Genomic DNA, 12,937 nt, shown 5'->3' on the forward strand with positions numbered 1-12,937 from the left:
TTCCTATGACTGGGCGCAGGGGCATCAGCCCACCGAACCCTCGAGCGAGATTGCAACGAGCTGTTGCGCTTCCATGGCGAATTCCATCGGGAGCGCCTGAAGCACCTCTTTGCAGAAACCGTTGACGACAAGAGCGACGGCCTCTTCCTCGTCCATGCCGCGCGAACGGCAATAGAAGAGCTGATCGTCATCCACCTTGGAGGTGGTGGCCTCGTGCTCGACGCGGGACGAGTTGTTCTTGACCTCGATATAGGGAACGGTGTGCGCCCCACATTTATCGCCGATCAGAAGGCTGTCACACTGGGTATAGTTGCGGCTGTTCTTGGCCTTGGGGTGCATCGACACAAGACCGCGATAGGTGTTCTGGGCCTTGCCGGCCGAAATACCCTTGGAGACGATGCGGCTCTTGGTGTTCTTTCCAAGATGCACCATCTTGGTGCCCGTGTCGGCCTGTTGCATGTTGTTGGCAATGGCGATCGAGTAGAATTCGCCTTGGCTGTCGTCGCCACGAAGGATGCAGGACGGGTATTTCCACGTCACCGCAGAGCCCGTCTCGACTTGGGTCCACATCACCTTGGACCGATCCCCGCGGCAATCGGCGCGCTTGGTCACAAAGTTATAGATCCCGCCCTTGCCGTTCTCGTCACCGGGGAACCAGTTCTGGACGGTCGAGTATTTCACTTCGGCGTCTTCTTCGAGGATGATCTCGACCACGGCAGCGTGAAGCTGCGCAGTGTCACGCTTGGGCGCGGTGCAGCCTTCGAGGTAGGACACATAAGAGCCCTTGTCCGCGATGATCAGCGTGCGCTCGAACTGGCCCGTGTTTTCCGCATTGATCCGGAAATAGGTCGAAAGTTCCATCGGGCAGCGGGTGTTCGGCGGGATGTAAACGAACGATCCGTCCGAGAACACGGCGCTGTTGAGCGTGGCGTAGAAGTTGTCGGACGCGGGCACGACCGAACCGAGGTATTTCTTGACCAGTTCGGGGTGCTCGCGGATCGCTTCCGAGATCGAGCAGAAGATCACGCCCGCTTTCTCAAGCTCTTTCTTGAAAGTCGTGCCGACCGACACCGAGTCAAAGACCGCATCGACCGCAACCTTGCGCTCGCCCTGAACCTCTTCTGCGCCTTCGACGCCCGCAAGGATCATCTGTTCCTTGAGCGGAATACCGAGCTTCTCATAGGTGGCCAGCAGCTTGGGGTCCACGTCGTCAAGCGACTTGGGCTTTTCAATCATGCTCTTGGGGCGGGCATAGTAATACTGATCCTGAAAATCGATTTCAGGATAGTTGACCATGGCCCATTTGGGCTCTTCCATGCCTTGCCAGCGTTCGAGCGCCTGAAGACGCCATTCGGTCATCCACTCGGGCTCTTCGTTCTTTTCGCTGATCAAGCGGACGATATCGGCGTTCACGCCCTTGGGCGCGTATTCCATCTCGATATCGGTGTTCCAACCGTATTTGTAGGTGCCGGACAGTTTGGAGACCGCGTCGACCGTTTCCTGATCAACACCTTCTTTTACGTCCATTTTATCCAATGCAGCCATCATCTACCCCTTTTCACGCGGCACGCGCGCGCATCTTTCGATATCTGTCGGACCAAGCCTCTGCGAACCGCAGAACTTCGTCCTGTGTTGTGTCTCGACCAAGCGACACGCGGATCGCGCATCCCGCCGCCTCTTCATCGAACCCCATTGCGCGCAGCACGCGCGAGGATTTCACTTTGCCGCTGGAACAGGCCGACCCCGCAGAAATCGCGAAACCGGCAAGATCCATGACCATCACCTGCGTCTCTCCCTTCCATCCCCGCGTAATCATGCAGGAGGTGTTCGGGAGCCGCGCAGCCCCTTTCCCGACAAAAATAGTTTCGGGTGCGGAGTTCTCAATGGCCTTTTCTAGAATATTTCTAAGTTCGGCAACCCGTTCCCATACGCCATTTGTCAAATCTTGTTGCGCAGCGACCGCAGCAGCCGCAAAACCCGCGATACCGACAAGGTTTTCGGTCCCTGCCCGCCAGCCGCGCTCTTGACCGCCGCCTTTGAGCTGCGCCGCAACATCGGTGCCTTGCGGAAAGACCAAAGCGCCGATCCCGCGCGGTCCGCCGAATTTATGGGCCGAGACAAAGCCCATGCCGACGCCCGACCACTCGAAGGCAAAAGGCACTTTGCCGAAACCCTGGGTCAGATCCGAAACCGCGAGCCCTTGCGGAAGGGTTTGAAGAACGCCCGTTTCGGAATTGGCAAGCTGGAGCGCGGTGTGCTCGGGGGCATCGACTGTTGCGATCCCGTTTTCATCCACCGCGATGTCAACCGCGCACCAACTGGTCACGGCGTCATGTTCCACGCCTGCGCAATGCAGTCCGCGACCCGATAGCGCCAAAGCCGCCGCCTCTGTCGATCCCGAGGTGAAAACGATATCCGCATTAGCGGCGCCAAGCGCTTCGGCGATTTGGCCGCGTGCCTTTTCCATGAGTGCCTTGGCGGCACGCCCCTCTGTATGCACCGACGACGGATTTCCTACGATGTCCATCGCGGCAAGCATCGCCTCGCGCACTTCGGCGCGAAGAGGAGTTGTCGCATTGTGGTCAAGGTAGGATCGGCTCATTTACTCGTCCACGACCTCGAAGAGTGCAGGCACCGCAGGACAAGGCGCGAGCGTATTGCCGATGACATCGGACAAGCGCGCCTGATGCAGGAACACATAGACATGGGCCGACAGCCCCTCCCACAAACGGTTGGTGAGGGATTGCGCACGGCTACCCGATGTCGCGCCCGAAGCGCCTGCCCCTTTGTGCATGGCGCTGACCGTTTCATCGACGGCGCCCAGAACCTCTGAGACGCGGATTTCCGACGGCGGCTTGGCAAGCTTGTATCCCCCGCCTGGACCGCGCACAGACTCGACCAATCCTTCACGGCGCAGCTTGACGAAAAGCTGTTCCAGATAGGGAAGCGATATATCCTGACGTTTGGAAACCTCGTTCAATGTCACGAGCGAACCGGGAGGCTGCAATGCCAGATCGGCAAGCGCCACCATCGCATAACGGCCTTTCGTGCTCAGTTTCATGTCCAAACCCTTCATTCAAAGCCAAAACAAGGCCCATTTAGATTGACGCCGCGCCTCGGCGTCATTACTTCAAACCGACGAGTCCACGGCCTTCCGTCGCGGATTTAGAACACTTCTAAGGTGCCTGAGAATTTTCGTCAAGAATTCGATGGCCAACAACAAACAGGGACACCTATGCCCGAAGTCATTTTCCCTGGCCCCGAGGGCCGTCTCGAAGGTCGCTACCATCCGCAAAAAGACCGTGATGCTCCGATTGCGATCGTTCTGCACCCTCACCCGCAGTTCGGCGGCACCATGAACAACCGCGTGGTCTACAACCTGCACTATGCGTTCCACAAAATGGGCTTCACGGTTCTGCGCTTCAACTTCCGCGGCGTCGGTCGAAGCCAAGGTGAATACGATCAGGGCATCGGCGAGCTTTCGGACGCTGCATCGGCACTCGATTATCTCCAGTCGATGAACACCGGCTCCAAGCATTGCTGGGTGGCGGGTTTCTCGTTCGGCGCATGGATCGGCATGCAGCTCTTGATGCGCCGCCCCGAAATTACGGGCTTCATCTCGGTGGCTCCGCCCGCCAATATGTATGACTTCAGCTTCCTTGCGCCCTGCCCGTCCTCGGGTCTTATCATCAACGGCAGCGCGGACCGCGTTGCGCCGCCCGCGGACACGGTAAGCCTCGTGAACAAACTCCACGAGCAAAAAGGCATCACCATCACCCATGAGGTCGTCGAAGGTGCAGGTCACTTCTTTGAAGACCCGCATATGGAAACGATGGTCGATACGGTCCAATCCTATGTCAAACGCCGCCTGACGGAGAATACGCGCTAACCATGGGACTTCTCGACGACATGGCCGATGAAATCGCGGTGGCCGCGCTTGCGGACGAACTGCGCTCGGGCGACGACAAAATCGTCGCCCAGATCGGCGAAATACTCGGATCCTCCTCGCAAACCCTGCAAGAGGCCTATCTGACCGCCATCCGCGTCAGACGGGCCGAAAAGCGCGCCAAGGCGCTTTTGGCCGAAAGGTTGCAAGCGCACAAAGTCGCGCAGGCGAAAAAAGAATGACGGATCAGAGCGCGCTTGCGGAAAGTTTACAGTATCTCGATGACGTAGACGCGCTCAAATCCACCCCTGCACAAAGCCATCGGCTCGGGTCTTTCGCCCTTGAAAGCCATGCCGACCAGCGTTGGCACAGTGCGCTCACCGCGCTCGTTCTCGGCCCCCGCCTCGCGGACAAAGCTACGGTCGACGGTGCGATCCTCTTTATTTTGCTTGGGCTCGGGTATGACGGGCTATGGCAGAGCAAACTCCCTGCCCGCTGTCGCGCTCGGCTTGATCCGGTTTTGACGCCGCAGTCCATATCGCTCGGATCGACCTTGCTGTCGGTCTATCTCGACCGCCATGGCGCAAAGCGCGATCACGCCGATTACGGTCTTGCGAGCATCGAGCAGAGCGATTTTCTCGCCGAATGCGACAAACTCAAAGACGTCTTTCGCGCCACCCGACTGCATGATGACAGTCGGCATGAAAACACGGCTGAACACAGCTTTCATGTGGCACTCCATGCGCTTTTGCTCGAAGATTTCGCCAAAGAGCCCGTCGATGTGTTCCATGTCGTCCGCATGCTCTTGGTGCATGACATCGTAGAGATCGACGCAGGTGACACCCCGATCCACGGTGCAGGCGATCCACAGGCACAGGCGGAAAAGGAACAGGCCGCTGCGGATCGGATTTTCGGCCTTTTGCCCGCCGCGCAGGGCGCAGAACTCGGGGCGCTCTGGACCGAATTCGAAGCCAATACCACGCCCGAAGCCCAATTCGCCAAGTCTCTTGATCGGGTGCCACCGATTTGCGCCAATCTTGCGAACGGGGGCGGCACTTGGGTCGATTACAATGTTACATACGACCAACTCGTCGCCCGCGTCGGGCAAAAAATGGCGAACGGAGCGCCCTTGATTTGGCGTCATCTCGACGCGCGCATCCGCATTTTTCCATGGTTTGCGGCGCAACTGTAACATTGGTCTTGCGCATTTGACGGCGGCAAGCGACAAGTGTCCCTGAAAATTTGATCAAATGCTCCCCATCCCGTATTGGGGGCTATTCAGACGTAATTGTAAGATGACACCGACTTCGACCAAACACACCCTTCAGGAAGACGCCCTCGGTATCCTCTTCGGCACGACCATGGCATCCTTCGGGATCATCATCCTGACCCATCTTGGCCTTGTGACGGGCCAGACAGCAGGGCTCGCAGTTCTGATTTCCTATGCGACAGGTTGGTCCTTTGGCCCCGTGTTCTTTGTTGTGAATCTTCCGTTCTACTACCTCGGCTACAAACGCTTGGGCAAAGTCTTTACGATCAAGACCCTTGCTGCGGTGTCGATCCTCTCAGTCTTGAGCACCTTTATGCCGCGCTGGATCAGCTTTGAGCATCTGGACCCCATCTTTGGCGCGCTTCTGTTCGGCGCGCTTGTCGGCACAGGACTTCTTGCGTTGATCAGGCACGGTGCGTCACTCGGAGGGATCGGAATTGTCGCGATCTATCTTCAGGACAAAACAGGCTTCAAAGCGGGCTATACGCAGCTCCTTTTTGATGCAGTGCTTTTCATCGCAGCGCTTTTCCTGCGCGAACCACTGATTGTCTTCTACAGTTTTATCGGCGCTTTCGTCGTCAACATCGTCATCGCCGTAAACCATCGGCGCGACCGCTATATTGCTACGTGAGGCTTTATGAAACTCCACATTGCCGCTCTTTTGATTGCAATCGTCTTCGAGACCATCGCGACCTCGGCGCTCAAGGCCAGTGACCAATTCACCAAGCTGACGCCGACCCTCATTGTGATCTTCGGCTATGCGGCATCGTTCTGGCTCTTGGCCTATGCCGTGCGCTTCATGCCTGTGGGCATCGTCTACGCCATTTGGTCCGGCCTTGGGATCGTGCTTGTCGCCGTCATCGCGTTCGTTGTCTTCGGACAGAAACTGGACCTTCCCGCCGTCATCGGCCTTGGGCTTATCCTTGCGGGGATTCTCGTGATCAATATCTTTTCGAACACGACGGGACACTAAAAGCCCCCAAGTCGGCATTAGGTCTGGATTTTGCTGCGATTGCACGGTATGGCGCGGCCAATCCCGAAAAAAGGCTGACCTATGGATATCCGTAATATCGCGATTATCGCGCACGTCGACCACGGCAAAACTACGCTGGTGGACGAACTTCTCAAGCAATCCGGCGCATTCCGCGAAAACCAAGCCGTGGCCGAACGCGCCATGGATAGCAACGACATCGAACGTGAACGTGGCATCACCATTCTCGCAAAATGCACTAGCGTGGAATGGAAAGGCACCCGTATCAACATCGTCGACACCCCCGGCCACGCCGACTTCGGCGGTGAAGTCGAGCGCATCCTCTCGATGGTGGACGGCGTTGTTCTTCTCGTGGACGCGGCCGAAGGCCCGATGCCCCAGACCAAATTCGTGACCTCCAAGGCGCTGGCACTCGGTCTCAAGCCGATCGTCGTTCTGAACAAGGTCGACAAGCCCGACGCCGAGCCCGATCGTGCTCTGGACGAGTGCTTCGATCTATTCGCAAGCCTCGACGCCAACGACGAACAACTTGATTTCCCTCATCTATATGCATCCGGTCGTTCGGGCTGGTGTGATGCCGAGCTTGACGGGCCGCGCAAGAACCTCGACGCTTTGTTCGAGCTCGTCGTCAAGCACGTCGAAGCCCCCAAGCAGATCGCAGCCAAGAACGAGCCCTTCCGCATGCTCGCCACAACGCTATCCGCCGACCCCTTTATCGGCCGTATTCTGACGGGCCGCGTCGAGAGCGGCACGCTGCGCACGGGCGACAGCCTCAAGGCGCTTTCGCGCAAGGGCGACAAGATCGAGAACTTCCGCGTGACCAAGATCCTCGCGTTCCGCGGTCTCGCCCAAGCGCCGATCGATGTGGCCGAAGCCGGCGATATCGTCACCGTTGCGGGCATGACCAAGGCCACTGTGGCCGATACGCTCTGTGATGTTTCGGTCGAAGAGCCGATCGACGCCCAGCCGATCGATCCGCCGACTATCTCGGTGCTGTTCGGCATCAACGATTCGCCTCTTGCGGGTCGTGACGGCAAAAAGGTCCAGTCGCGCGTGATCCGTGACCGTCTCATGAAAGAGGCGGAAACCAACGTAGCGATCAAGATCGAAGACACGCCCGGCGGTGAAGCCTTTATCGTGTCGGGTCGCGGCGAACTCCAGATGGGCGTTCTGATCGAGAACATGCGCCGCGAAGGGTTCGAGCTGTCGATTTCGCGTCCGCAGGTGATCTTCCGCGATGTGGACGGCCAGCGTATGGAGCCGATCGAAGAAGCCACTATCGACGTCGATGACGAATACACCGGCGTTGTGGTTGAAAAGCTCACAGGTCCGCGCAAAGGCGATCTCGTCGAGATGCGTCCCGCCGGTGCGGGCAAGACCCGTATCGTGATGCACGTGCCCTCGCGCGGGCTCATCGGCTATCACGGTGAATTCCTCACCGACACGCGCGGTTCGGGCGTTCTCAACCGCATCTTCCACAGCTGGGCCCCCTACAAAGGCCCGATTCAGGGCCGCCGTCAGGGCGTTCTGATCTCGATGGAAAACGGTCAGGCCGTGGCCTATGCGCTCTGGAACCTCGAAGAGCGCGGCAAGATGTTCATCAACCCGCAGGCAGATGTCTATGAGGGAATGATCATCGGCGAGCACAGCCGTGACAACGATCTTGAAGTAAACCCGCTCAAGGGCAAGAAGCTCACCAACGTGCGCGCCTCGGGCACCGACGAAGCCGTGCGTCTGACACCGCCTGTCGTGATGTCGCTCGAGCAGGCCATCGCCTATATCGACGATGACGAGCTCGTTGAAGTGACGCCAAACGCGATCCGTCTGCGCAAGCGTTTCCTTGACCCGCACGAACGCAAGCGGATGGCAAAAGCCTCCTGAGTTTAGGCTAAGGCGGGCCCTTCGGGGCCCGTTTTCTTTGGAAGAGATTGGGGGCTCCGCCCCCGCCGCGATGCGGCTCCCCCGGGATATTTTCGGCACAAAGGCAAGCAAAAGGCGCGCGAAGGGATCCCCCTCGCGCGCCTTTTTTGCTCTATGAGCGGCGTTTACTCGAGCGCTTCGACGATGATCAGATCGCGTTCTGCGGCGGTTTTCGCAAAGCTCAATGCCTCTTGGTAGGCAGTCGAATGGTAGCAGTCATGAGCAGCCTGAAGGCTGGGGAACTGCGCGACGACGTGTCGGGCGCGGTCGGCACCTTCGAGGATCTCATATTTACCCCCACGGGCGAGAAACTTGCCCCCATGGGCTTCGATCGCGGCCGGGGCGCGCTTTGCGTATTCGGCATAAGCGGCCTCGTCCGTGACTTTCACATGGGCAATCCAGAAGGCAACAGGCATCTTACAGACCTGCGATGACCGCTTCTGCGGCTTTAACGGCGGCTTCTGCGTTGGCGGCAGAGGCACCGCCCCCTTGGGCCATATCGGGACGTCCACCGCCGCCCTTGCCGCCCAGCTCGGGCGTGACGGCGCGTAGAATATCGACGGCAGAGAGACGATCCGTCAGGTCGGCGGTCACGCCGACCGCAACGGCGGCTTTGTCGCCCGTATCTGCAATCAGCAGCACAGCGCCCGAGCCCATGGCGGCCTTCATCTCGTCGATGAGAGCGGGAAGATCTTTGCCAGTGACACCGGAAAGAACTTGAGCTTTGAAGGCGATACCATTGATATCTTTGGCTTCTGCTTCGGACTTGGTACCCCCTGCCATTGCCAGTTCACGGCGCAGCTGCGCCACTTCGTTGGCGAGTGCCTTGCGTTCATCGGCCAGCGCCTTGACGCGTTCGGCAGCCTCGGAGGCAGGTGCCTTGAGGATGGCGGCGACAGCGTTGAGACGCTCGCCCTGTTCCTTGAGGTAGTCGATCGCGACCTGACCTGTCAGAGCCTCGACACGGCGGACGCCAGCGGAGGAAGCGCTGTCCGAGAGCACGACAAACGCCCCGATCTCGCCGAGTTGGCGCACATGGGTGCCGCCGCAAAGTTCAAGCGAGTAGACATCACCTGTGGTGCCCTTACCCGAGCCATCCTTGCGGCCCATCGAGACGACACGCACTTCATCGCCGTATTTTTCGCCAAAGAGCGCTTGGGCACCGAGGCCGCGCGCCTCATCAGGGGTCATGATCCGCGTTTCCACCTTGGTGTTCTGACGGATCATTGCGTTGACCTCGTTCTCGACGCGGGTGATCTCGTCGGAGGACAGTCCCTTGCCGTGGCTGAAATCAAAGCGCAGACGGTCGGGCGCATTGAGCGAGCCGCGCTGCGCAATGTGATCGCCGAGCACCTCGCGAAGCGCCTCGTTCAAGAGGTGCGTGGCCGAGTGGTTGGCACGGATATCGGTCCGGCGCGCGCGGTCCACGTCGAGACGGGCCGCCTGCCCTTTGCTCACGCTGCCTTCGGTGACTTCACCGATGTGGATGAAAATCCCTGCCGCCTTTTTGGTGTCGGTGACGGTGATCACGCCGCTTTCAGTCTTGATCACGCCCGCATCACCGACCTGACCGCCCGATTCCGCATAGAACGGGGTCTGGTTGACAACGATCTGGACCGCCTCGCCTTTGGTGGCCTCCGTCGCAATTTCGGAGCCTTTGACGACCGCGACGATCTGGCCCTCTGCGGTTTCAGTGTCATAGCCGAGAAATTCGGTCACGCCCGATTTGTCGGCAAGATCGAACCAGACAGAAGCATCTGCCGCTTCGCCAGAGCCCGACCATGCGGCGCGGGCCTTGGCCTTTTGCTCGGCGATTGCGGCGTCAAAGCCGTCGAGTTCGACGGCGCGGCCCTTTTCACGGAGCGCGTCCTGCGTGAGATCGAGGGGGAAGCCGTATGTGTCGTAGAGCTTGAACGCGGTTGCACCGGGGAGATCGGCCCCATCGTCCAGGCCAGAAAGCTCGTCATCGAGTAGCTTGAGACCACGATCGAGAGTGGTTTTGAAGCGGGTTTCTTCAGCTTTGAGCGTTTCGGTGATCAGGGCCTGAGCCTGACCAAGTTCGGGATAGGCCGCGCCCATCTGCTTGACCAGTTCGGGCACGAGACGGAACATCAGCGGGTCCTTTGCGCCCAGAAGATGCGCATGTCGCATGGCGCGGCGCATGATGCGGCGCAGAACATAGCCGCGACCTTCGTTCGAGGGCATGACGCCATCTGCAATCAGGAACGACGTCGAGCGCAGGTGATCCGCGATCACACGGTGGTGCACATTGACCTTGCCGTCGGGATCGGTCGAAGTGGCATGTGCCGATGCTTCGATCAAAGCACGCATCAGATCGGTGTCGTAGTTGTCGTGCTTGCCCTGCAAAAGCGCGCCGATCCGCTCGAGCCCCATGCCCGTGTCGATCGACTGCATTTCGAGGTCGATCATCGAGCCGTCTTCAAACTGTTCGTTCTGCATGAAGACGTTGTTCCAGATCTCGATGAAGCGGTCACCGTCCTCGTCGGGCGAACCGGGAGGGCCCCCAGCAATATGTTCGCCGTGGTCGAAGAAAATCTCGGTGCAAGGACCGCAAGGACCCGTCGGACCCATCTGCCAGAAGTTGTCCTTGGTCGGGATGCGAATGATGCGGTGATCCTCAAGGCCTGCAACCTTTTTCCAGATTTCGGCCGCTTCATCATCGGTGTGGTAGACGGTGACGAGGAGCTTGTCCTTGGGAATGTCGAAATCCTTGGTCAGGAGTTCCCAAGCAAAGGTGATCGCCTGTTCCTTGAAATAATCGCCAAAGGAGAAGTTTCCGAGCATTTCAAAGAACGTGTGGTGGCGGGCGGTATAGCCCACGTTGTCAAGGTCGTTGTGCTTGCCGCCTGCACGCACACATTTCTGCGCGGTCGTGGCGCGGACATAGTCGCGGCGCTCGACGCCGGTAAAGCAGTTCTTGAACTGCACCATCCCCGAGTTGGTGAACATCAGCGTCGGATCGTTCCGCGGAACGAGCGAGGAAGACGGCACAACGGTGTGACCGTTACGCTCGAAAAAGTTCAGGAAAGTAGAACGGATGTCGGCAAGGCTCGTCATTGGCGGAATATCTCATGCAGGCAGGATTTTGCGTTGGTTTACAGACCAACGGGGGCGCTGTCCATGCCAACAAAGCCTATTGCTGCTTGAATAGCCGATCCCCTGTCCGAATGAGGCCATCTTGCACGATGGAGCACAGGATTCCACGGGGTCGAAGGTGACGGTTGGCGGGGTCGCGCGCCCAGTCATAGGCATCAACGCCGTAGCGTGCCTTCCATTTGACACAGCCTTCGTTGAAGACGTCCGAGACCTCGATCACAGCCGTGCCGATGGCAAGACGGGTCCCTGTCGGAAGGTTCTCCATCGACAGGTCCATATCGGCAATAAAACTGTCCCCCGGAAAGATCACATCGTCCTTCCAGACAAGGTCGAGCACGCGTTTTGCAAGCACGCAGACCTGAATTCCGGGATGACCCTTGCCGTCTTCGGTCTTGAGCCAAGGTTCATTAAGCCAACGCGGATCGCCCTTGATCCCCGAAGACGCGCTGAGTTCAAGCGCGTCGACGAAGCGGCGGGCATTACGCTCGGGGCGAATGCACAAATGCGAAATAGCCGCCCCATCCTTTGGGGCGGCCAGAATATGCGGCCAGGCGCGATCCAGTGTCTCGCGCGTCGGCGTCATTCCATATCCACGAGATCGTCTTCCGAACCATCTCCGTCGGACATGTGGAAATCGAGACCGTGGGCGGCGCGGATTTTATCCTCGATCTCATAGGCGATCTGGGGATTGTCCTTGAGGAACTGTTTCGAGTTCTCGCGTCCCTGACCGATACGCTCGTCCCCATAAGAGAACCACGCACCCGATTTCTCGACCACACCCGCTTTGACACCAAGATCGAGAAGCTCGCCCGTTTTGGAGATGCCTTCGCCATACATGATGTCGAATTCCACCTGCTTGAAGGGCGGTGCCACCTTGTTCTTGACGACCTTGACGCGGGTGGTGTTGCCAACCACCTCGTCCTTGTCCTTGATCGCACCGATGCGACGGATATCAAGACGGACAGATGCATAGAATTTCAATGCGTTACCGCCCGTTGTGGTCTCGGGCGAGCCGAACATCACGCCGATCTTCATACGGATCTGGTTGATAAAGATAACCATACAGTTCGAACGGGCAATCGAACCCGTCAGCTTCCGCATCGCCTGCGACATCAGTCGGGCATGAACGCCGACGCTGCTGTCGCCCATATCGCCTTCGAGTTCGGACTTGGGTGTCAGAGCGGCAACCGAGTCGACAACGACGAGGTTCACAGCCCCCGAACGCACGAGCGTATCGACGATCTCGAGCGCCTGTTCGCCGGTATCGGGCTGCGAGATCAGAAGCTCGTCAAGGTTCACTCCAAGCTTTTTCGCATAGAGCGGATCAAGCGCATGTTCTGCGTCGACAAAGGCGCAAACGCCGCCCTTTTTCTGCTCTTCCGCAACTGCGTGCAGGGTCAGAGTGGTTTTCCCCGAGGATTCAGGCCCATAGATTTCGATGATACGACCCTTGGGCAGACCGCCGATGCCGAGCGCGATATCAAGACCGAGCGAACCCGTCGAGGTCGACTCGATTTCTGCGACGGGATTGTCCGCACCGAGCCTCATGATCGAGCCCTTGCCGAACTGTCGTTCGATCTGTGCGAGCGCGGATTCCAGTGCCTTTTGCTTATCGGCTGTTTTTTTGTCGTTCATGCTGAGAAGTTCTGCCATTGCCATTGTTTGACATCCTTATTCCACACCCTGTCGAGGGCGGCAATTCCTGCTTGTGTTCGCCTCTTGTTCTCATGCAACATGAGACCAAAAGGAGAAC

Annotated in this window: 13 protein-coding genes; 6 read left to right on the top strand and 7 right to left on the bottom strand. The window is 58.6% G+C overall.

All coding sequences use genetic code 11. The annotated features are described in order from the left end of the window. Nucleotides 1-24 precede the first annotated feature (24 nt). Genes sufB through iscR form a run of 3 tightly spaced genes read right to left on the bottom strand, consistent with a single transcriptional unit; the run spans nt 25 to nt 3,061 of the window. On the bottom strand, nt 25-1,545 hold the full coding sequence (sufB, locus tag QQG91_RS07055) for a Fe-S cluster assembly protein SufB (protein WP_285772259.1): 1,521 nt from the start codon (nt 1,543-1,545) through the stop codon (nt 25-27). A gap of 13 nt (nt 1,546-1,558) precedes the next feature. Beyond that, nucleotides 1,559-2,602, bottom strand: a complete 1,044-nt coding sequence (locus QQG91_RS07060; RefSeq protein WP_285772260.1) for a cysteine desulfurase family protein — start codon at nt 2,600-2,602, stop codon at nt 1,559-1,561. Continuing rightward, a complete protein-coding gene (iscR, locus tag QQG91_RS07065) occupies nt 2,603-3,061 on the bottom strand; it encodes a Fe-S cluster assembly transcriptional regulator IscR (protein ID WP_285772261.1) in 459 nt (152 codons plus the stop codon). A 174-nt stretch (nt 3,062-3,235) separates the two neighbouring features. Between iscR and QQG91_RS07070 the strand changes: the two genes are divergently transcribed. From QQG91_RS07070 to typA, 6 genes are all read left to right on the top strand, one after another. Further along, on the top strand, nt 3,236-3,889 hold the full coding sequence (locus QQG91_RS07070; RefSeq protein WP_285772262.1) for an alpha/beta hydrolase: 654 nt from the start codon (nt 3,236-3,238) through the stop codon (nt 3,887-3,889). A gap of 2 nt (nt 3,890-3,891) precedes the next feature. After that, entirely contained in the window at nt 3,892-4,128 is a 237-nt protein-coding gene (locus tag QQG91_RS07075) for a hypothetical protein (protein ID WP_285772263.1), read from the top strand. Beyond that, nucleotides 4,125-5,078 (top strand): HD domain-containing protein, encoded by a 954-nt coding sequence (locus QQG91_RS07080; RefSeq protein ID WP_285772264.1) that lies wholly within the window; start codon nt 4,125-4,127, stop codon nt 5,076-5,078. The genes QQG91_RS07075 and QQG91_RS07080 overlap by 4 nt, the downstream gene beginning before the upstream one ends. Before the next feature lie 103 nt (nt 5,079-5,181). Beyond that, nucleotides 5,182-5,787, top strand: a complete 606-nt coding sequence (locus QQG91_RS07085; RefSeq protein ID WP_285772265.1) for a YitT family protein — start codon at nt 5,182-5,184, stop codon at nt 5,785-5,787. 6 nt (nt 5,788-5,793) lie between these two features. Next, the gene (locus tag QQG91_RS07090; RefSeq protein ID WP_285772266.1) at nt 5,794-6,129 is read left to right on the top strand and encodes a DMT family transporter; all 336 of its coding nucleotides are present in this window, start codon (nt 5,794-5,796) and stop codon (nt 6,127-6,129) included. 81 nt (nt 6,130-6,210) lie between these two features. Further along, nucleotides 6,211-8,028, top strand: a complete 1,818-nt coding sequence (typA, locus tag QQG91_RS07095; RefSeq protein ID WP_285772267.1) for a translational GTPase TypA — start codon at nt 6,211-6,213, stop codon at nt 8,026-8,028. A gap of 164 nt (nt 8,029-8,192) precedes the next feature. Here typA and QQG91_RS07100 read toward each other — a convergent pair whose 3' ends face one another. The 4 genes from QQG91_RS07100 to recA form a co-directional block, all read right to left on the bottom strand. Continuing rightward, nucleotides 8,193-8,483: a DUF1330 domain-containing protein gene (locus QQG91_RS07100; protein ID WP_285772268.1), complete on the bottom strand. Its 291-nt coding sequence runs from the start codon at nt 8,481-8,483 to the stop codon at nt 8,193-8,195. A 1-nt stretch (nt 8,484) separates the two neighbouring features. Further along, a complete protein-coding gene (gene alaS, locus QQG91_RS07105; RefSeq protein ID WP_285772269.1) occupies nt 8,485-11,145 on the bottom strand; it encodes an alanine--tRNA ligase in 2,661 nt (886 codons plus the stop codon). Nucleotides 11,146-11,221: 76 nt separating this feature from the next. After that, a complete protein-coding gene (locus tag QQG91_RS07110; RefSeq protein ID WP_285772270.1) occupies nt 11,222-11,767 on the bottom strand; it encodes an MOSC domain-containing protein in 546 nt (181 codons plus the stop codon). Then, nucleotides 11,764-12,843, bottom strand: a complete 1,080-nt coding sequence (gene recA / locus QQG91_RS07115) for a recombinase RecA (RefSeq protein WP_285772271.1) — start codon at nt 12,841-12,843, stop codon at nt 11,764-11,766. Before recA ends, QQG91_RS07110 begins: the two co-directional genes overlap by 4 nt. Nucleotides 12,844-12,937: the final 94 nt, after the last annotated feature.

The organism is Marivivens sp. LCG002 (genome assembly GCF_030264275.1).
In the GTDB taxonomy this organism is placed as follows: Bacteria; Pseudomonadota; Alphaproteobacteria; order Rhodobacterales; family Rhodobacteraceae; genus Marivivens.

Excerpts from the sequence above, each read along its gene's own strand:
- sufB (WP_285772259.1), bottom strand. The coding sequence starts at position 1,545 with ATGGCTGCATTGGATAAAATGGACGTAAAAGAAGGTGTTGATCAGGAA.
- QQG91_RS07060 (WP_285772260.1), bottom strand. The coding sequence starts at position 2,602 with ATGAGCCGATCCTACCTTGACCACAATGCGACAACTCCTCTTCGCGCC.
- iscR (WP_285772261.1), bottom strand. The coding sequence starts at position 3,061 with ATGAAACTGAGCACGAAAGGCCGTTATGCGATGGTGGCGCTTGCCGAT.
- QQG91_RS07070 (WP_285772262.1), top strand. The coding sequence starts at position 3,236 with ATGCCCGAAGTCATTTTCCCTGGCCCCGAGGGCCGTCTCGAAGGTCGC.
- QQG91_RS07075 (WP_285772263.1), top strand. The coding sequence starts at position 3,892 with ATGGGACTTCTCGACGACATGGCCGATGAAATCGCGGTGGCCGCGCTT.
- QQG91_RS07080 (WP_285772264.1), top strand. The coding sequence starts at position 4,125 with ATGACGGATCAGAGCGCGCTTGCGGAAAGTTTACAGTATCTCGATGAC.
- QQG91_RS07085 (WP_285772265.1), top strand. The coding sequence starts at position 5,182 with ATGACACCGACTTCGACCAAACACACCCTTCAGGAAGACGCCCTCGGT.
- QQG91_RS07090 (WP_285772266.1), top strand. The coding sequence starts at position 5,794 with ATGAAACTCCACATTGCCGCTCTTTTGATTGCAATCGTCTTCGAGACC.
- typA (WP_285772267.1), top strand. The coding sequence starts at position 6,211 with ATGGATATCCGTAATATCGCGATTATCGCGCACGTCGACCACGGCAAA.
- QQG91_RS07100 (WP_285772268.1), bottom strand. The coding sequence starts at position 8,483 with ATGCCTGTTGCCTTCTGGATTGCCCATGTGAAAGTCACGGACGAGGCC.
- alaS (WP_285772269.1), bottom strand. The coding sequence starts at position 11,145 with ATGACGAGCCTTGCCGACATCCGTTCTACTTTCCTGAACTTTTTCGAG.
- QQG91_RS07110 (WP_285772270.1), bottom strand. The coding sequence starts at position 11,767 with ATGACGCCGACGCGCGAGACACTGGATCGCGCCTGGCCGCATATTCTG.
- recA (WP_285772271.1), bottom strand. The coding sequence starts at position 12,843 with ATGGCAATGGCAGAACTTCTCAGCATGAACGACAAAAAAACAGCCGAT.